General features: G+C 42.9%; 15 protein-coding genes. All 15 read right to left on the bottom strand.

All coding sequences use genetic code 11. The features are described 5' to 3' along the window. Positions 1-33: 33 nt before the first annotated feature. Positions 34-1,359, bottom strand: coding sequence for an MFS transporter (locus tag MJO53_RS10020; RefSeq protein WP_369884941.1), 1,326 nt, complete (start codon positions 1,357-1,359; stop codon positions 34-36). A 121-nt stretch (positions 1,360-1,480) separates the two neighbouring features. Continuing rightward, on the bottom strand, positions 1,481-2,401 hold the full coding sequence (gene queG, locus MJO53_RS10015) for a tRNA epoxyqueuosine(34) reductase QueG (protein WP_252078989.1): 921 nt from the start codon (positions 2,399-2,401) through the stop codon (positions 1,481-1,483). Positions 2,402-2,445: 44 nt separating this feature from the next. Further along, positions 2,446-2,856 carry a DsrE family protein gene (locus MJO53_RS10010; RefSeq protein WP_252078988.1) on the bottom strand — a complete coding sequence of 137 codons (411 nt, stop codon included), beginning with the start codon at positions 2,854-2,856 and terminating at the stop codon, positions 2,446-2,448. Positions 2,857-2,861: 5 nt separating this feature from the next. Continuing rightward, positions 2,862-3,545 (bottom strand): Tat (twin-arginine translocation) pathway signal sequence containing protein, encoded by a 684-nt coding sequence (locus MJO53_RS10005; RefSeq protein WP_252078987.1) that lies wholly within the window; start codon positions 3,543-3,545, stop codon positions 2,862-2,864. A gap of 12 nt (positions 3,546-3,557) precedes the next feature. Then, complete coding sequence (locus MJO53_RS10000; protein ID WP_252078986.1) at positions 3,558-4,637, bottom strand: c-type cytochrome; 1,080 nt, start codon at positions 4,635-4,637, stop codon at positions 3,558-3,560. 210 nt (positions 4,638-4,847) lie between these two features. After that, positions 4,848-5,870 carry a Holliday junction branch migration DNA helicase RuvB gene (ruvB, locus tag MJO53_RS09995; protein WP_252078985.1) on the bottom strand — a complete coding sequence of 341 codons (1,023 nt, stop codon included), beginning with the start codon at positions 5,868-5,870 and terminating at the stop codon, positions 4,848-4,850. Between the two features lie 75 nt (positions 5,871-5,945). Then, positions 5,946-6,767 carry a GIN domain-containing protein gene (locus MJO53_RS09990; RefSeq protein ID WP_252078984.1) on the bottom strand — a complete coding sequence of 274 codons (822 nt, stop codon included), beginning with the start codon at positions 6,765-6,767 and terminating at the stop codon, positions 5,946-5,948. Between the two features lie 125 nt (positions 6,768-6,892). Further along, positions 6,893-8,716 (bottom strand): cytochrome c oxidase subunit I, encoded by a 1,824-nt coding sequence (locus tag MJO53_RS09985; protein ID WP_252078983.1) that lies wholly within the window; start codon positions 8,714-8,716, stop codon positions 6,893-6,895. Positions 8,717-8,753: 37 nt separating this feature from the next. Beyond that, positions 8,754-9,881 (bottom strand): cytochrome c oxidase subunit II, encoded by a 1,128-nt coding sequence (locus MJO53_RS09980; protein WP_224835455.1) that lies wholly within the window; start codon positions 9,879-9,881, stop codon positions 8,754-8,756. 28 nt (positions 9,882-9,909) lie between these two features. Continuing rightward, positions 9,910-11,244, bottom strand: a complete 1,335-nt coding sequence (locus MJO53_RS09975; RefSeq protein WP_224835456.1) for a quinol:cytochrome C oxidoreductase — start codon at positions 11,242-11,244, stop codon at positions 9,910-9,912. Between the two features lie 17 nt (positions 11,245-11,261). Beyond that, positions 11,262-11,831 (bottom strand): c-type cytochrome, encoded by a 570-nt coding sequence (locus MJO53_RS09970; protein WP_252078982.1) that lies wholly within the window; start codon positions 11,829-11,831, stop codon positions 11,262-11,264. A 4-nt stretch (positions 11,832-11,835) separates the two neighbouring features. After that, positions 11,836-12,363, bottom strand: a complete 528-nt coding sequence (locus tag MJO53_RS09965) for a DUF3341 domain-containing protein (protein WP_224835458.1) — start codon at positions 12,361-12,363, stop codon at positions 11,836-11,838. Between the two features lie 2 nt (positions 12,364-12,365). After that, positions 12,366-14,117 carry an NrfD/PsrC family molybdoenzyme membrane anchor subunit gene (nrfD, locus tag MJO53_RS09960; RefSeq protein ID WP_224835459.1) on the bottom strand — a complete coding sequence of 584 codons (1,752 nt, stop codon included), beginning with the start codon at positions 14,115-14,117 and terminating at the stop codon, positions 12,366-12,368. 33 nt (positions 14,118-14,150) lie between these two features. Then, on the bottom strand, positions 14,151-17,270 hold the full coding sequence (locus tag MJO53_RS09955) for a TAT-variant-translocated molybdopterin oxidoreductase (RefSeq protein WP_252078981.1): 3,120 nt from the start codon (positions 17,268-17,270) through the stop codon (positions 14,151-14,153). 32 nt (positions 17,271-17,302) lie between these two features. After that, positions 17,303-18,658, bottom strand: coding sequence for a c-type cytochrome (locus tag MJO53_RS09950; protein WP_252078980.1), 1,356 nt, complete (start codon positions 18,656-18,658; stop codon positions 17,303-17,305). Between the last annotated feature and the right edge of the window lie 63 nt (positions 18,659-18,721).

The following is an 18,721-nucleotide window of genomic DNA, read 5'->3' as shown; positions in this document are numbered from 1 at the left end:
ATAATATTAGCAGATCCTTTCCCCTATTTTAGATCAGGCATCCAACGGATACTCATCCTTACTGTCCGATAGCTTGAGCCGCATGGCCAAGATTGCCGCTATCACAAAAAATACGGCAGCAAACAGCATCGCATTAATTGAATCCCCACCTAATAGATTCTTGAAAATAGGCCCAAAAGTGAGTGTTTGTATTCCCATAGGAATAACGATCATCATATTTAAAATACCCATGTACACTCCTCTTCGCTCCTGGGGTACAATTTTGGAGACCATGCTATAGGGTATGCCCATCATGGCTGCCCACCCGATACCAAATAGCACCATGGGAAACAGCACATATACCGGATCTTTGATATAAGGTATTGAGAACAAAGCCAATGCTGTACCAAATAAACTCAAAGCATATACTTTTTTACCACCGAACCGCATGGTAAGCGGGACCAAAACCAAGGCAACCACCGCTGTGACCACATTATATGTGGTGCTCATTTTTGCAGCCTGTGCAGCAGCCTCGGAGGTGTCAAAACCCAAGGAAACCCTAAACAAGGGTGTTATAAACTGCCAGTACACAAAAAGGGCATACCACTGGAACAAATAAACCCCGGAGAGTTTCCACATAAACTTGGGCATATCTTTAACTGCATGTGCTATTTCCACAAAAGGGACTTTAAACCGCTCCAAAAAAGGCAAAGATTTGTGCTTGTTGATTTCCTCCAGTTCTTGGTCAGTTGGTGGGATTTCCGGTGTTTTTAAAACCGACCATAAAATGGTTGCAATGGAAAGAAAGGACCCTATAAAAAAGGAATAGTACAACCATTTGGGTACAGCCCCGTCCACTTCTTGCCCTCCACCGAACCAATCCTGAAATAAAAAAATAGACGCGTTTGCCAATAATATACCGGCCCCGACGAACAAACTCTGCATTTGATAACCAATACTAAATTGGGATTCCGGTAATTTATCGCCCACAAAGGCACGGTATGGTTCCATGGCCATATTGTTGCCCACATCCAAGATCCATAACAGACCGACGGCAAACCAAAGAGCTGGACTCAGTGGAAAGGCAAATAGGCACAGACTGCCCATTATGGCCCCTATTAAAAAGAAAGGTTTCCGTCTGCCCCACCTTGGTGACCAAGTTTTATCGGATATAGCTCCAATAATCGGCTGGACCACCAATCCGGTCACAGGGCCAGCTATGTTCAGTATTGGAAGTAATTCTTCCTCGGCACCCAAAAAAAGAAATATAGGATTAATGGCACTTTGTTGAAGCCCGAAGCTGTATTGGATGCCAAGAAATCCAACGTTCATATTAAAAATCTGCCAAAAACTTAATTTAGGTTTTTTAATCTTAATCATACTAAAAGTTTAGCTGGTCATCAAAATATTGACTGGAAACATACGAATCCTTCAAAATATAGTTCAATATAGTATTTTATTCTTGAGGTGACCCGCCGAATTTTTGAATCCCGCAGTAAACCTATTTCTTCAAAAAGCGAATATTCCGTTCCAATCCAGACAATTTGGTTCTTTTTACCGCTGATTTTTTAAAAACTTTATTAAAGATCTCCCCTGTGATTTCCTCCCAATCTTTTTTTGTGAACGATAGCAGTTCCGGATTTGGGTTGAAGAGTGGTTCGTTATGTGGTTTCGAAAAACGGTTCCAAGGGCATACATCTTGGCACACATCGCAACCGAACATCCAATCGTCCATTTTATCTTGAAACCCGCTCGGAATCTCATTTTTAAGTTCTATGGTAAGGTAAGAAATACACTTGCTGCCATCGACCACATAGGGTTCAATTATGGCTTTTGTTGGGCAGGCATCTATACATGCCGTACAGGTTCCACAATGATCGGTCACAGGTGCGTCGTACTCCAATTCCAAATCCACTATCAGTTCGGCCACAAAATAAAAAGACCCCACTTGTTGGGTAAGCAAATTACTGTGTTTCCCGATCCAACCGAGTCCACTTTTTGCAGCCCAGGCCTTATCCAGTACGGGTGCAGAGTCTACAAAGGCCCGCCCATGCACCTCGCCAATTTCTTCTTGTATAAAATGGAGAAGACTCTTTAGTTTATCCTTTATCACAAAGTGATAATCCATCCCATAGGCATATTTGGAAATTTTAAAGGAGTCTGGGTTTTGCTTTTCTTCTGGAAAATAATTCAACAATAGAGAGATAACCGATTTGGAATCTTCGACCAGTTTTGTGGGGTCCAAACGTTTATCAAAATGGTTTTCCATGTACTGCATTTCTCCATGCATGTTTTGTTTAAGCCATTTTTCCAATCGTGGCGCCTCGTCTTCCAAGAATTCCGCTTTGGATATCCCGCAAGATAAAAAACCGAGGCGTTTTGCCTCGGTTTTGATCAAATGTGTCCTTTTGGTGGCATTCATGCCCTAAAGTTAATCGATTAAACTTTTTCTCCCGAAAATCCCTTTTATTTTGCTTCTTTAATATAGCCCCAACCGTCTTTTTGCTTTATCACGATCTCATAAATCCCATCGGGCACCGAGCCTACGCCGGGTATAAGATCGCCCATCGTCATTTTATGCCGTTTCATGGTCTGTTCGCAAATTACAACATCCACATTTTTCCTGTTTACTGCGGCCGATAGCATTTCTCCAGCCACAGAGGCTTTTTTATCTACCATTTGGTAGGCTCCACTGTAAATTACCATTTCAAATTGTGATTGCGGATAGGCTTCGGCCATCAACTGCAAATGTTTTGCGGCCATGCGATGGACATCCGGATCGCTACTGGTTACATCAAATACCAATTTGATGGGCTCTGTTTGTCCGAGCACTGTGCCCGACATCAATAGTGTTAAAATTAGCAGTAGTTTCTTCATCTTGATCAAATTGTGTTCCCTGCAAAAATATAACCACAACCTTCTTCCTGTGCCCTGCCCAAGGCCCACACGCCGGAAGGAACAATCTGAATATCAGGCAAAACAGCTGCTTTCCATTCCTCGTACACTTCCGATGCATCTTTGCCCATTTGTTGTGCCACGGCTCCGCTATAGACCTTTATGGCCAAATTACAGACACAGAACATGGCCCCGCGACCGATCATATCCTTAATACCCTGGATAACAGGCATGGGGAAATCTCCCTCCTGCGGTTCATAGTACGGGTTGCGATCATATACTGTGCCGTCCGCTTTTTTTACATGGAACATAGTGCCCAAGGGGTATTTTTTCCATAGGTCGGTGTGAAAAGCAAACGGAATAGCGTCGTGCCGTAGTACCGTCATGGCCGTTATTTCATTATCCATGGAACCCATCTCGTTGTTGGACAAATAATAGGCCCAGTTCCAAATTATGGGAAATCCGTGATGTGGATATGAACCATCGTATACCACTCTGTGTTTTCCTTTTATTGTTTTCATCCATGCCTCCGCATCGTTCATTTCCGACTCGGTATAATCGGCCATCCCCGCTAAAACGGGATTGGTAAAGACCATTAATGTGGATGCAGAGGCACCCAGCATCATAGCTCCCATAAAATTTCGTCTTGATGTTGTTCTTGTTGTTTTCATTGCTTGTAGTGTTTACTTGGTTTTACGAAGTTGATGTTCCTTAAGGTAGTAATCCATGATAGGCTGGAACGGGCCTAACTGGTGCTGCTCGGGAGAGAAGGGATCCACATAAGGACCATAGGGAGTAGATACGGGTTTTTTGACAAGATCTGGAAAGTCTGCCTCTCTATTGGGCTTGGTAGGTCTTACTTTTTGATTGATGTACCCTGCCACATCGTAGGCTTGCTCATCGGTAAGAACAGGTTTGTCGTATGTAGTGCCAAATGGCATATTACCTTTTATAAATTGGGCCGCGGTGATTACGCGGGTCATGCCCGCACCATTGTTATAGGAATCACTGCCCCACAATGGAGGGTACAGATATTGGTCGTTTTCGGCCAATAGTTGCCCCTGTCCGTCCAGACCATGACAGATAACGCAATGTTCTTTGTAAACGGATTCGCCATGAGCAAGATCTACTGCCCTATTAGGGATTTGAATCTTCAAGAAGCCCTGTCCCTCGATCTTGCCGTTCGGGGGAGATGCTCGGCCCAACCAATCCAAATAAGCTATAAGGGCTTGCATTTCTTGTGATGCTACAGGCAATATTCTACCATTCATGCTCCGCTCCATACATCCATTGATCCTTTCTTCAATGGTTCCCATTTTGTTTTCTCGACCTCTAAATTGTGGGAAACGTTTTACCACACCGATCAATGGTGCCGCGAAGGGTTTGGTTCCTCCGCTTATATGGCAACTGGCGCAGGCCAAGTTATTGCCTGCATACATTTTGACTGAATCTTTTTGTTTGGGTCCTACATGCAATGTTGTATTTCTAAAAATCTCGAATCCAAGTTTGATTTTTTCATTTTTTATAGTGGATGATAGATTGTACACATTGTAATCCATACGGTATACATCATCGGGAACTGGGGCCAGGTTGCCATTGGTGGTTCCAATACCAAACTGAAACAATAACAATGTAATGGCCAATATCAAAATAAGGCCTACCCCGATACCTACTTGGACCATTAACTTACGTATTTGACCGGAAAGCTCCGGAATCTTATCAGAATTGGATATTGGCGAATATTTAGGATGGTTTCCCGACATCTACTTAGAAAAATGTACGTTGATCTTAATAAAATGTGGTGTACTTTGGGAATACAACCTTATGTACTTTTAATTGGCATGAGGGAAAAGTAGGGAATTTCTTTGGTTTAAATAACCTAATAGAACCTTGTAAATGAATATAATAAACAAGATACAAAAAGATTTTTAACGTAACGGTAAAAGTTAATAGGATTGTTACAACCATCGGCTTTAAAACAATCCCGCCTGTGTACCTCCCTTTACTCTGCCCAAGTGTTTGTAAGCAAGTTCTGTAACCTCCCTACCTCTTGGTGTTCGCATAATAAACCCTTGTTGTATTAAAAATGGTTCGTATACTTCTTCCAAGGTTTCTGCACTTTCGGATACAGCGGTTGCCAAGGTAGTTATTCCCACTGGACCTCCTTTAAACTTATCGATGATGGTGCTCAAAATTTTATTGTCCATTTCATCTAGGCCATGTGCATCCACATTAAGTGCTTTGAGTCCAAATTGTGAAATCCCGAGATCTATGTTGCCATTCCCTTTGATCTGGGCAAAATCCCGGACCCTTCTTAAAAGTGCATTGCAAATTCTCGGTGTTCCCCTACTTCGTCCCGCAATTTCGATGGCTGCATCGTTGGTAATGGGGACCTTTAGTATCTCGGCACTGCGCTCAACTATAGTGGACAATAGTTCGGTGTTGTAATATTCCAGCCTACTCTGTATTCCGAATCGGGCTCTCATGGGGGCAGTCAACAATCCGGACCGCGTAGTTGCCCCTATCAATGTAAAAGGGCTCAAGTTTATTTGAACGGTACGTGCATTTGGCCCCGTCTCGATCATAATATCGATTTTATAATCCTCCATTGCGGAGTACAAATATTCCTCTACAATGGGGCTCAATCTGTGGATTTCATCTATAAACAGTACATCACGTTCATCTAAATTGGTCAAAAGGCCTGCCAAATCCCCAGGTTTATCCAAAACAGGCCCAGATGTAACCTTAATATTTACACCAAGTTCATTGGCCAATATGTGGGCCAAGGTTGTTTTACCCAAGCCGGGGGGACCATGAAAAAGAGTATGATCCAAAGCTTCACCCCTTAAATTGGCCGCTTGCACAAAAACCTTTAGGTTTTCGAGCACTTGAGCCTGTCCTGTAAAATCATCGAAGCTAATTGGCCGGAGAGCTCTTTCTATATCGAACTCTTCTGGTGATAGGTTTTCGGCGGTAGGATCTAAATTTTCGTTCATCGTTCAACAAATATAATTCAAAAGCTCTGCTATGCACAACTTGATGACCTTTTCAATTAACGGTGATTTTTAAAGCTATTCCTTTTTTATGAGTTGTACTGTGTCCAAAAACTCATCTATTGTTATTTTGGGCGTTCCGTAGAGGTAAATTCTAGCATCTTGTGTTGCTTTTATAGCAATATCCCTAAATGCATAGACCCTTGCATTGGAGTTTCCGCTAATTATAAGTTGATAAGACCCTACTTCCATGGTCTCGCCCTTATATTTTGCATAATCCAATATATTGGCTTGCAACCTATCGGATGTACCTTCGATGGTCAAAGATGAATTACCTTCCAAATCCAATGCCCCAGAATCCATCTGCGCATATACATAGGCATCTGAACGGGCCCCTAAATTTACATTGAGGGAATCCACTTCCACATTAAATGTTCCGCTGCTGGTATCTTCCAAATTAATATCCATTACGGCTGTATTGGCCCGAATATCCAATTTGGTGTTGTTAAATCCATCAATAAACAATTGCTCGGTATCTATTATTTCGTTGGAAACCACGCTGCCGTTCTTTACTGTTATTGCCTGTAAATCTGTATAATTGATTGTAATTTCCAGTTGTTTCTTTGCCGTAATATTATAGTAAGAACTAATTACCAAAGTGCCTTCTTGCACTTCAAACTTGAGTATATCGATCAAGTTATCATCGGCGATCAAGTGATACCCTGGCCCTAGTGCTTTGTTCAATCGAATATCCAGATCATCGTTGAGCACAATGGCGTTAAAGGGAGGCAATTCTTCGCTCAGCTCGGAGACAATTCTGCTCCCCCTGATTTTAGGCTTTCGTTGTGCATTGGATAATATTGGGAAGGTGATCAATATTAAGATTACAATCTTTTTCATGATGGTTTGCTTTTTGATAAGGGGATCTTCCTTTAAAGATATACAATTCAGCATAAAATCTAATCCAATAAAAAAGCCCATCCTTAAGGGACGGGCTCAGTTTGTACAATAATATATTCTTGATCTTAATGATTGAGTTCTTCCTCGTTCTCTTGCAATGGAACGTTCTGTGGCACAAAATCTTGTCCCGCAATAATATACTCACCATTTTCGTATGTCTTACTGTAATCGTAAGCCCATCGGTACACATGTGGGATTTCCCCAGGCCAGTTTCCGTGGATGTGCTCGCGTGGGGTAGTCCATTCCAATGTATTTGACCCCCATGGGTTAACCGGTCCTTTTTTACCGCAGAAAATACTGGATATAAAGTTGTACACAAAAATCAACTGGGCAAGGCCAGCAATCAGTGCAAATACGGTCATTAATACTTGGACGTTGGTCAATTCATCGAACATTGGGAACGCCGTGTTTTCGTAATAACGTCTTGGTACTCCGGCCATACCTACAAAGTGCATCGGGAAGAAAACCCCATAAGCACAAACTGCAGTAATCCAGAAGTGGACGTAGCCCAAGTTTTTGTTCATCATACGGCCTTGGAACATTTTCGGGAACCAGTGATAAATTCCTGCGAACATTCCGTACAATGCGGAGATACCCATAACCAAGTGGAAGTGTGCCACTACAAAGTATGTATCGTGAACATTGATATCCAATGTACTATCTCCCAATATTATTCCTGTTAGACCTCCCGTGATAAATGTTGACACCAACCCAATGGAAAACAACATTGCAGGGTTCAACTGCAGATTTCCCTTCCATAATGTAGTGATATAGTTAAAGGCCTTAACCGCCGATGGTATGGCAATCAATAATGTGGTAAATGTAAATACGGATCCTAAGAATGGATTCATACCGGACACGAACATGTGGTGTCCCCAAACTATTGTGGACAAGAATGCAATTGCCAAAATCGATGCAACCATTGCTCTATATCCAAAAATAGGTTTTCTTGCGTTTGTAGACATTACTTCGGATGTAATACCCAATGCCGGCAACAATACAATGTACACCTCAGGGTGTCCCAAGAACCAGAACAAATGTTCGTACAGCACTGGAGATCCTCCTTGGTAATGCAATACTTCTCCCTGAATAAAGATATCGGACAAGAAGAATGATGTTCCAAAACTTCTATCCATAATCAATAACAAAGCGGCAGAAAGCAATACCGGGAATGATACCACACCGATTATCGCAGTTACAAAGAAAGCCCACACTGTTAATGGCAAACGTGTCATCGACATTCCTTTTGTTCTAAGGTTGATTACCGTTACGATATAGTTCAAAGATCCCAAAAGTGAAGATGCGATGAATATTGCCATGGAAACCAACCAAAGTGTCATACCCATACCAGAACCCGGTTGGGCCATTGGCAGTGCGCTCAATGGTGGATAAATGGTCCAACCTGCAGCGGCCGGTCCAGCTTCCACAAACAAAGAAATAATCATAATTACGGACGAAACAAAGAACATCCAGTAAGAAAGCATGTTCATAAATCCGGAAGCCATATCCCTTGCTCCGATTTGTAATGGAATAAGTAAGTTACTGAACGTACCACTAAGACCCTGTGTGAGTACAAAGAACACCATTAGGGTACCGTGTATAGTAACCAATGCCAAATAAATATCGGCATCCATTACACCGTCCGGGGCCCATTTCCCCAAAACAGCTTCAAATATTCCGAAAGATTCACCCGGCCAGGCCAATTGCATTCTAAACAACAATGACATGGCTATACCAATGAATCCCATAATTAGACCAGTGATGAGATACTGTTTGGATATCATCTTATGGTCCTGACTGAAAATGTATTTTGTAATGAAAGTTTCCTTATGGTGATGTCCATGATCATCGTGGTGATCATCGTGACTTACATGGGCTACTTCAGACATATTCCAATTAATTTTTTTTGTTATTTTTTGTTGCTTGTTACTCTACCGAAGTTGTTTCTTCCAAAGCTACTTCTTCGCCGTCTTCGGTGTTGAATGCTTGCTCTCCGCTCTCGTCCACCATAACAGTTTCTTTGAACGTTTTTTGCTCGGCAAGCCACTTATTGTACTCTTCTTCTGTCTCCACTATAATCTTCATCTGCATGTTATAATGGGATTTTCCGCATATTTTATTGCACAATAGAACATAATCGAACTCCCATGGGTCCGAATTAGGCTTACCTTCTGCAGCCCATTCTGCCCTAAGGGCATTGGTTCGCTTTACTTTGTCCGCAACATCCGGGTTTAAGCGCATTTCTTCGGTTGTAACCGTAGGTGTGAAGGAGAATTGTGTGATCATACCGGGCACACAGTTCATCTGAGCTCTAAAGTGCGGCATATATGCTGAGTGCAATACATCTTGAGACCTCATTTTAATGTTTACTTTGCGTCCAACGGGCAAGTGCAATTCCTTTACAATAATATCGTCCTCTGCATTGGGGTCGGATTCGTCCAAACCTAAAACATTTGCTTTACCTATATCGATCAAGCGTACGTTTGCATCACCCAGTACGTTATCCTCTCCGGCATAACGGGCTGTCCAGTTAAACTGCTGGGCGTATAGTTCAACGATCAACGGATCATCGTCCTCGTTAATATCCATGATATTGGTCCAAGTGTAAAGACCCCACAGAATCAAACCTGCCAATACGATTACCGGGATAATGGTCCAGATAAACTCCAGTCTATCATTATCGGCAAAAAAGAGTGCTTTTCTGCCCTTTTGCCCTCTGTACTTGTATCCGAAGTAATGCAACAAAGCTTGTGTAATGGTCTGTACAAAGAAAATTATGGCCATTGAGACCCACATCAATTGGTCGTACTCACCACCGTGCTCTGATGCCGCTTCGGGCAATAACATTTTAGAATACTTGGCAAAACTGAAAATGGTGATTCCATAGATAAAGATCAAAAAAGCAAACAATAGGTATCCATTGTTCTTGTTATCGGAATCGTTGGCTATTTCAGCGTTTTCTGTTTTAGTTTGCGATAATTCAAAAATCTTGGTCATCTGCCAAATGGCAATCGCAACCAATACTAAAACAGTCAATGTTAATAATGCAGTCATCGTATATCTATCTAAGACTTAAATCGTATTAATAATGAAAATGTCTACTCTCTTCAATAAATGGGTTTCGTTTGGGTTGTAATGGCGCTTTGGTCAACGCTGTGAACACCCAGTAAACGAACAAACCTCCAAAGAACAAAATACCTCCTATTTCCGGAAGACCAATATACCATTGATCCCCTACCGTTGCAGGCATTACCATATTAAAAATATCCAAATAGTGCCCAAACAGCACCACTATTCCCGTCATGATAACAAACCAGTTTACCCTTTTATAGTCGCTGTTCATAAGAACCAATAATGGGAACACAAAGTTAAGAACCAACATTCCAAAGAAAGGCAGTTTATAGTCCTGGAAACGGGCTATATAGTAAGTTACCTCTTCTGGTATATCCGCGTACCAAATAAGCATAAACTGAGAGAACCATAAGTACGTCCAGAATATACTGATACCGAACATAAACTTGGCCAAATCGTGGATATGACTATCGTTTACTTGCTCTAGATATCCTTTTGATTTTAGGTATACGGTTACCATGGCAATAACAGTAATCCCGGATACGAACATACTTGCAAAAACATACCATCCAAATAGGGTACTGAACCAGTGTGGGTCCAAGCTCATGATCCAATCCCAAGACATCATGGACTCAGAAATTAAATAGAATACCAAGAAAGCGGCAGACCATCTAAAATTCTTCACAAAATTGCTGTTATCGTCCGACTCATCTTGCGCCAAGGACAATTTTCTGGAATACTGACGGTAAAAAATCCATCCACCTAAGAATATAGCTGCTCTTATCAAGAAGAAAGTTGGGTTCAAATACCCCGCCTTGCCTTGTAATAGTTTATCGTGTGCCACTGTGTCTGCATCCATCCATACGAACATGTGGTTCATGTGCAATACCGATAGCAATAATATTACAAATACAATGATACCTCCGGGGACAAGATATGCCGTAATACCCTCCATCACCCTAAAGAGCAATGGGGACCATCCTGCTTGTGCAGCACGTTGTATGGCGTAAAAGGCCAATACTCCCAAAGAAATCATAAAGAAAAAGAATGCTGCTACGTAAAGTGCGGACCATGGACGGTTTTGCAACTGGTGCAACAAATGCTCATCGTGAGAAGCATCGTGTGTTTCTCCATGTGCAGCTTCGGCTCCGTGACCTTCTGCTACGCCATGGGCATCGGCTGCTTCTGCATGCCCTCCTCCATGACCATCGTCATGCACTGCTACCATGGCCTTGGCTTCCTCCACCGTTGATGGGGCAGATACAAAACCAATTACTAGGAAAATAAATCCAAGCCCCATGGCTATGAAAGATCCAAGTCTAAGTTTGTTTGAAAAGGTATACATAGTTTCTTCTTATCCTATTATTTTGTTAGGTCTTCCTTTAATTTCATCACATATTCGGACACTTGCCACATTTCTTCTTCATTGGCGAACTGTGAGGCGTAAGAACCCATTGAGTTCAACCCGTAATAAATGGCATGATATGTAGTTCCGACAGTAATGTTTCTAGCTGCATCGGCATAGCTGGGAACACCCAATATTTTTTCTCTTTTTACAAGGTTTCCTTGACCATCTCCTTTAGCTCCGTGACATATGGCACAATAAATATCGTACAGCTCCTTGCCTCTTGCTAAATTCTTTTCACTATTGAGCGAATCCAATGGACTTGGGTTCAACCTTGCCATTTCTTTACCTTCCGGAGTGTTTTCTATTTCGTAGGGCATGTAACCTCTATTAATGGTCCCCTCTACGGGCAACATGGCCTCTGTTCCATCAGGAAACAATCCATTATCAACACCTTGATAAGTTTCGTACCCTACGGTTTCGTACATGTTTGGCATGAATTGGTAGTTTGGACTGTTCTTATCTGCACAAGAGGCTGCAAACAGTACCAAGGCCAAAGCAAGACTTATTTTACCTAATTGCTTCATATTATTAAGACTCCTTTTCTGTAACTTTTACTTCTACCGCTCCTGTTTCCCATAACAGCTCGGCAAGTTCATTCTCGTTATCGTGAACACCTAGTTCCATCAAAAAATGGTCATCAGTGGTTCTTTTATCTGGGTTCTCCGCCTTTTTAAAGGGCCACATCCTACTTCTAAGATAAAATGTGATCACCATTAAGTGAGCTGCAAAGAAAACGGTAAGCTCGAACATGATCGGTACAAAGGCCGGCATGTTTTCCAGGTAGCTAAAACTTGGCTTACCTCCAATATCCTGTGGCCAATCCTCGATCATAATAAAGTTCATCATAACCACGGCCACGGTCAATCCCAAACATCCATACAGGAATGAAGTGATAGCGATTCTTGTATCGGCCAATCCCATTGCTTTGTCTAGACCGTGAACAGGGAACGGGGTGTACACCTCCTCTATATGATGGTGTTCTGCCCTAACCTTTTTTACGGCATGCATCAACACATCGTCATCGGTATAAAGTGCTTGTATAACTTTTGATGCCATAATTATTTTTTATCGTTTAACAACTTCGCTTGACCCGCCCAATCGTCACGTTGCGCACGACCTGGGAACCTTCCGGTAATAGAGTCCAACAGATTATACTCCTTTTCGGTCATTCTGGCGACCTGTGCATAGGTGTAAATACCTATTTCGTTCAAGGTTCGCTCCATTTCTGGCCCAACTCCCTTGATTTCTTTCAAATCGTCCGGTGTTTCCGTAGCGGCATCGAATGTACCTATACTGCTCAGCAATTCGGTCACACCTACCTTATCACCTTCTGTAGGCTTTACTTCGCCCATCAACACGTCATCCGTTATGGGCTCTTCATAACCCACTACTTTATTTACACCTTGTGGCATTTGATAAAGAGGTTGACCAGCATCCCTTAATTTTTTATACTTCTCTCCAGATGATTTCAAAATTGATTTTACCTCGGCTTGCGCTATTACAGGGAATGTTCTTGAATACAAGAGGAACAGGACAAAGAAGAATCCGATGGTTCCAATAAAAATTCCAATATCCACAAATGTTGGTGAGAACATGGTCCATGAGGATGGCAAATAATCCCTGTGCAACGATGTAACAATGATCACAAAACGCTCGAACCACATTCCAATGTTTACCACAATGGAAATGAAGAAAGAGAACATAATACTGGTACGCAACTTTTTGAACCACATAAACTGAGGCGAGAACACATTACAGGTCATCATTGCCCAGTAAGCCCATGCATAAGGTCCTGTAGCCCTGTTCAAGAAAGCGTACTGCTCGTACTCCACTCCGGAATACCAAGCAATGAATAACTCAGTTATGTAGGCGCATCCTACAATGGAACCTGTAATCATGATTACAATGTTCATCAATTCAATGTGCTGTACGGTAATATAAGCCTCAAGATTACACACTTTACGCATAATGATCAGAAGCGTGTTCACCATGGCAAATCCAGAGAAAATTGCTCCCGCAACAAAATAAGGAGGGAAAATGGTTGTGTGCCATCCAGGAATCACCGATGTGGCAAAGTCAAAGGATACAATGGTGTGTACAGAAAGTACCAAAGGTGTTGCCAAACCGGCCAATACCAAGGAAACTTCCTCAAAACGCTGCCAATCCTTGGCTCTACCTGTCCAACCAAAGCTCAATAAGCTATATATTTTCTTCTGGAATGGTTTTACCGCTCTATCGCGAATCATCGCGAAATCGGGTAGTAATCCTGTCCACCAGAATACCAACGATACAGAAAGATAGGTCGATATCGCAAATACGTCCCAAAGTAATGGTGAGTTAAAGTTTACCCAAAGGGAACCAAACTGGTTCGGAATGGGAAGTACCCAATATGCCAACCAAGGACGGCCCATGTGAATGATCGGGAACAAACCCGCCTGCACAACCGAGAAAATGGTCATAGCTTCCGCCGAACGGTTAATTGCCATTCTCCATTTTTGTCGGAAAAGCAAAAGTACTGCTGAAATCAGTGTACCTGCGTGACCAATACCTACCCACCATACAAAGTTGGTAATATCCCAGGCCCAGTTTACGGTTCGGTTAAGACCCCAAACCCCAATACCTGTTGAAATGGTGTAAATGATACATCCTAGACCCCAAAGGAATGCCACTAATGCGATAGAAAAAACAATCCACCATTGTTTGTTGGCCTTTCCCTCAACCGGACGGGCAATATCCACGGTTACATCGTGGTAACCTTTGTCTCCGACTACTAAGGGCTTTCGAATAGGTGCTTCGTAATGCGACGCCATAATTTATCTTCTAGTTACTTCTTTTTTTATTGATTAAGCCTCGTTGGTGTTTCTTACCTTAACATGGTAGAACACGTTTGGTTTTGTTCCCACATGCTCCAACAAATGGTACATCCTATCATCCTCTTTCAATTTGGCCACTTTACTATCGTGATCGTTTACATCGCCGAACACCATAGCCCCGCTGCTACATGCTGCAGAACAAGCAGTTTGGAACTCACCATCTTTCACCACTCGACCGTCTCTCTTCGCGTCCAAAATGGTCTTTTGGGTCATTTGGATGCACATTGAGCATTTTTCCATAACCCCCCTAGAACGCACATTAACGTCTGGATTAAGTACCATTTTACCCAAATCATTGTTCATATTAAAATCGAACTCGTCGTTGTTATTGTACAAGAACCAGTTGAATCTACGAACTTTATAAGGACAGTTGTTGGCACAATATCTTGTTCCTACACAACGGTTGTATGCCATATGGTTTTGACCCTGTCTACTATGCGATGTTGCCGCTACCGGACAAACAGTTTCACAAGGTGCATGATTACAATGTTGACACATTACCGGCTGGAAGGCTACCTGTGGATTGGCTGACGGATCTTCCATCTCCCTGAAGCCTCCAAGAGAACCATTTTCTCCCCAAAGGCCATCCATGCCATCTTTTTTCTCGTTATCTTGCTCAAAGGTCTCTTCGGAAGAGTAGTACCTGTCTATTCGCAACCAGTGCATATCTCTGGAACGGCGCATCTCCATCTTTCCGACAACCGGAACATTGTTCTCGGCATGACATGCGATGACACAAGCACCACATCCGGTACATGCATTTAGATCGATGGACAAGTTAAAGTGATGCCCTATACTTCTATCAAACTCCTCCCAAAGGTCTGCATCTGGAGAGGTAACAGGTATTTCCTGATGATTCAATGATACATGCGGCATTGGGTTCCATTCCGCATGATCTTTGGTATTGAAAATCTCCAAAGTAGTTTCTTTGATGATATCTCCCCTACCCATCAGTGTTTTTTGAGATTGCACACAGGCAAACTCATGAACTCCTGCTGATTTTTCTATCGTAACCGACTGTACATCGGAAAAATTACTATATAAAGCGTATGCATTGACCCCTGTGGCCATCTCTTGCTGCATTCCGGCTTTTTTACCGTATCCGAACGAAAGCCCTACAGTACCCACTGCTTGTCCTGGCTGAACGATCACAGGAACATTCTCCAGAACCTTTCCATCAACAGTAAGATTGACATAACTACCATTTAGACCGCCATCGGCCACTATGGTGTTCTCCAATCCCCAAGTTTCAGCATCGGCCTTGGAAACGGTAACATAGTTGTCCCAAGACACCCTCGAAATCGGATCAGGGAATTCCTGCAACCAAGGGTTGTTCGCCTGGCGACCGTCACCCATACCCACTTTGGAGTAAAGTACCAGCTCCGTGCCCGGGCTTGTGGAATTCACCAAAGAACGTATCGCGGACGCTATTGGTACAATTTCCGGTTGCTCTTCCTCGCCTTCATTCACCGAAGCAACCTCGTCATTTTCTGTATTCATCACGGAAACCTCAAATACCCCATCCTGCAAAGCTTTGTTCCAAGAACCACCTTGAAGAATATCAGTATTCCAATTTTCCTTAATGTATTCGTAGTATGTTTTTTCCACACCCATCCATTTCAAAAGTGCCGTCTGAAACTGTCTCGTATCAAACAACTCACGAATGGCTGGCTGCATTAAGCTATATTGTCCTTTTTTGAACTCTGCATCGCCCCATGATTCCAAATAATGGGATGATGCCGCCACATAATCGGACGACTGTGCTGTCTCATCATTATTGAACGCAAAAGCTACAGAAAGATCTACCTGATCCAAACCAGCAACAAACTCTTCTGCATTTGGCAATGAATACGCTGGATTTACACCGTCGGTAATCAACATACCTACACGACCGGCATTCATATCGGATATCAATTTATTCACCTTTGCAGCATCTCCTTGGCGCACATATTTTGGCTTGATCGGATCAAATGCCTCACTAGCCAATAATTTATTGATCGCCAATACAACGGATTGTGCATTCTCATCATTTAATCCGGTAACAACAACTGCTTTGCTGCCTGCTTTTTTGATTTCGGCCGCAACTTGGTCCACTGCAGCATCCACATCAGATGTACCACCACCTACACTGCTACCATTTAACTTGCCATACAATTTGGCCAGCGCAATTTTCTGCTGGGTTGGCGTCATTGGATATCTCTTGTCGGCATTGGCCCCGGCCAAGGACATATTGGACTCCATCTGAATATGCCTGGACATTTTCCCGTTCTTTGGAATACGTCCTTTTGCATAACCGGAATCATAGCCCCCACCTTGCCAATCTCCCAAGAAATCAGCTCCGAAGGACACTATCAATTCAGCTTTTTCAAAATCATAATCGGCCAAGGCACGTTCACCGTACGCCTTATTAAATGCATTAAGTGCAGCATCTTCGGAAATTGCATCGTAAACCACGTGGTTCACGTTTTCTCCGTAAGCCTCTTTAAATTCAGAAATTAATTTTGCTGTGGACGGACTTGCATATGTCTGCGTCAAAAGGGCAATTTGCTTACTGGTACCCTTCAAAGAGTTCAGCTTGGCCATCACCGTAGCATCCAGCACCTTCCATTCCATAGGCTCACCATTGGCCATTGGCCCTTGAACCCTTTTACTATCATACAGAGACAAAACAGAGGCTTGCACTCGCGCATTGGCCCCACCATTTACCTTTGCATCCGTATTGTTTTCAATTTTTATAGGCCTTCCCTCACGGGTTTTTACCAAAATACTGGCAAAATCAAAACCATCCGCTATAGTTGTAGCATAGTAATTGGCCACACCTGGAACAATATTGTCCGGCTGGACCACATACGGTATAGATTTGTGAACAGGTCCCTCGCACGCCGCAACGGTTGCTGCCGCAGTACTGAAGCCGACATATTTCAAGAAATCCCTTCTTGAAGTATTGGAGGCGGACAGTTTTTCCTTGTCCCCCAAAAAATCATCAACGGGAATCTCCTCTGTAAACTCGTTGTTTCTTAGCGCCTCAACAATGGAATCGTTCGGATTCAACTCCGCTTCACTTTTCCAATATTTTTTGTTTGATGCCATACGATATATCTGAGATTATCTTCTTTTATTTCTTAATAGTGACACTTACCACACTCCAAACCGCCCATCATGGCAGCGGTCAATTCCTCAACACCATACTTTTTGGACAATTCTTCATGAATTGCCTCATAGTACTCATTACCTTCAACCTTCACATTGGTCTCCCTGTGACAATTGATACACCAACCCATAGTCAATGGAGCATGCTGATACATAACTTCCATTTCCTCTACTGGACCGTGACATGTCTGACACTCAATTCCTGCAACGGATACGTGCTGAGAGTGATTAAAGTATGCGAAATCTGGCAGGTTATGGATTCTAACCCACTCCACTGGTTGTGTTTCACCAGTATAGCTTTGGTTTTCCTCGTCCCAACCGACCGCTTTGTACAATTTCTTGATTTCGCCCGTATAAAATTCATTGGTATATCCATTGGCCAAATCTTCAGCTGAAGGACCTTCTGGATTACCGGTGTATTCGTAGATAGATTTGTGACAGTTCATACAAACATTAAGGGAAGGAATCCCGGAATGCTTGGAAGTCCTTGCGGAAGAGTGACAATACTTACACTCAATCTTATTATCTCCAGCGTGAATTTTGTGCGAATAATGGATTGGCTGAACCGGGGCATACCCCTGATCGATACCTACCTGCATCATCCAACCGTAAGCAAAGTACGCACTTGCCAAAAGCAAGAACACTACACTTACCAGCACCAAGAACTGATTTTGAACAAATGCTTTCCAAATTGGCAAGCGCTTTTCTTTCTCCTGCGCAATCACAACACCATTTGCTTCGGCTATCCTGCGCAAGGTCTTGTTCACCAAGATCAACATCATGACCAACAGACCGAACACCAACACCAATGCGCCAAGTATCATTTCGTTGGAAATACCGGAAGTTGACTCACCAGCATCACCTCCAGTGGCGGCGGCAGCTGTAGCAGCTGAAGGCGCGGGCGGCGGAGCGGCAGTATACGCCAAAATATCATCGATATCCTGATTAGACAACGTCGGGAACGGGGTCATTGCCGCTTGATTGTACTCTGCGTATATTTTTACAGCATAAGCATCTCCAGCGGAAATCATGGCAGGACTATTCTTGATCCATTGATAGATCCATTCCTTGTCCAAACCTTCATCCTCAGCCAACCTTGTTTCTACATTGGCCAGTGCAGGCCCCGTCATTTTACGCTCCAATGCGTGACAGGCGGCACAGTTCTGATTAAACAGTTGTTTCCCCTTTACCGGGTCTCCTCCGACAGCTTCCACTGTTTGTTCAGCAGCGGCATCAGCCTCTTCTTGAGCATAAAAAGATGTGGAGAACAATAGGAAAGTTAAACCTAAAACTTTTGAAAATAGATGGCGGTATAAAACCTTTTTCATATTCGTGAAATTTCTATCGAAATCCTTGGCACGATTCTTTCTATTGAGTTTGAGAACAATAGC

Origin of the sequence: Flagellimonas marinaquae, from assembly GCF_023716465.1 — a bacterium.
Classification (GTDB): domain Bacteria; phylum Bacteroidota; class Bacteroidia; order Flavobacteriales; family Flavobacteriaceae; genus Flagellimonas; species Flagellimonas alginolytica.
The sequence above is the reverse complement of the archived record's forward strand: the minus strand, read 5'-3'. Positions and strand labels throughout refer to the sequence as shown.

What these genes read in the sequence shown, in the direction of transcription:
- MJO53_RS10020 (WP_369884941.1), bottom strand. Translation starts at nt 1,359, where the DNA reads ATGATTAAGATTAAAAAACCTAAATTAAGTTTTTGGCAGATTTTTAAT.
- queG (WP_252078989.1), bottom strand. Translation starts at nt 2,401, where the DNA reads ATGAATGCCACCAAAAGGACACATTTGATCAAAACCGAGGCAAAACGC.
- MJO53_RS10010 (WP_252078988.1), bottom strand. Translation starts at nt 2,856, where the DNA reads ATGAAGAAACTACTGCTAATTTTAACACTATTGATGTCGGGCACAGTG.
- MJO53_RS10005 (WP_252078987.1), bottom strand. Translation starts at nt 3,545, where the DNA reads ATGAAAACAACAAGAACAACATCAAGACGAAATTTTATGGGAGCTATG.
- MJO53_RS10000 (WP_252078986.1), bottom strand. Translation starts at nt 4,637, where the DNA reads ATGTCGGGAAACCATCCTAAATATTCGCCAATATCCAATTCTGATAAG.
- ruvB (WP_252078985.1), bottom strand. Translation starts at nt 5,870, where the DNA reads ATGAACGAAAATTTAGATCCTACCGCCGAAAACCTATCACCAGAAGAG.
- MJO53_RS09990 (WP_252078984.1), bottom strand. Translation starts at nt 6,767, where the DNA reads ATGAAAAAGATTGTAATCTTAATATTGATCACCTTCCCAATATTATCC.
- MJO53_RS09985 (WP_252078983.1), bottom strand. Translation starts at nt 8,716, where the DNA reads ATGTCTGAAGTAGCCCATGTAAGTCACGATGATCACCACGATGATCAT.
- MJO53_RS09980 (WP_224835455.1), bottom strand. Translation starts at nt 9,881, where the DNA reads ATGACTGCATTATTAACATTGACTGTTTTAGTATTGGTTGCGATTGCC.
- MJO53_RS09975 (WP_224835456.1), bottom strand. Translation starts at nt 11,244, where the DNA reads ATGTATACCTTTTCAAACAAACTTAGACTTGGATCTTTCATAGCCATG.
- MJO53_RS09970 (WP_252078982.1), bottom strand. Translation starts at nt 11,831, where the DNA reads ATGAAGCAATTAGGTAAAATAAGTCTTGCTTTGGCCTTGGTACTGTTT.
- MJO53_RS09965 (WP_224835458.1), bottom strand. Translation starts at nt 12,363, where the DNA reads ATGGCATCAAAAGTTATACAAGCACTTTATACCGATGACGATGTGTTG.
- nrfD (WP_224835459.1), bottom strand. Translation starts at nt 14,117, where the DNA reads ATGGCGTCGCATTACGAAGCACCTATTCGAAAGCCCTTAGTAGTCGGA.
- MJO53_RS09955 (WP_252078981.1), bottom strand. Translation starts at nt 17,270, where the DNA reads ATGGCATCAAACAAAAAATATTGGAAAAGTGAAGCGGAGTTGAATCCG.
- MJO53_RS09950 (WP_252078980.1), bottom strand. Translation starts at nt 18,658, where the DNA reads ATGAAAAAGGTTTTATACCGCCATCTATTTTCAAAAGTTTTAGGTTTA.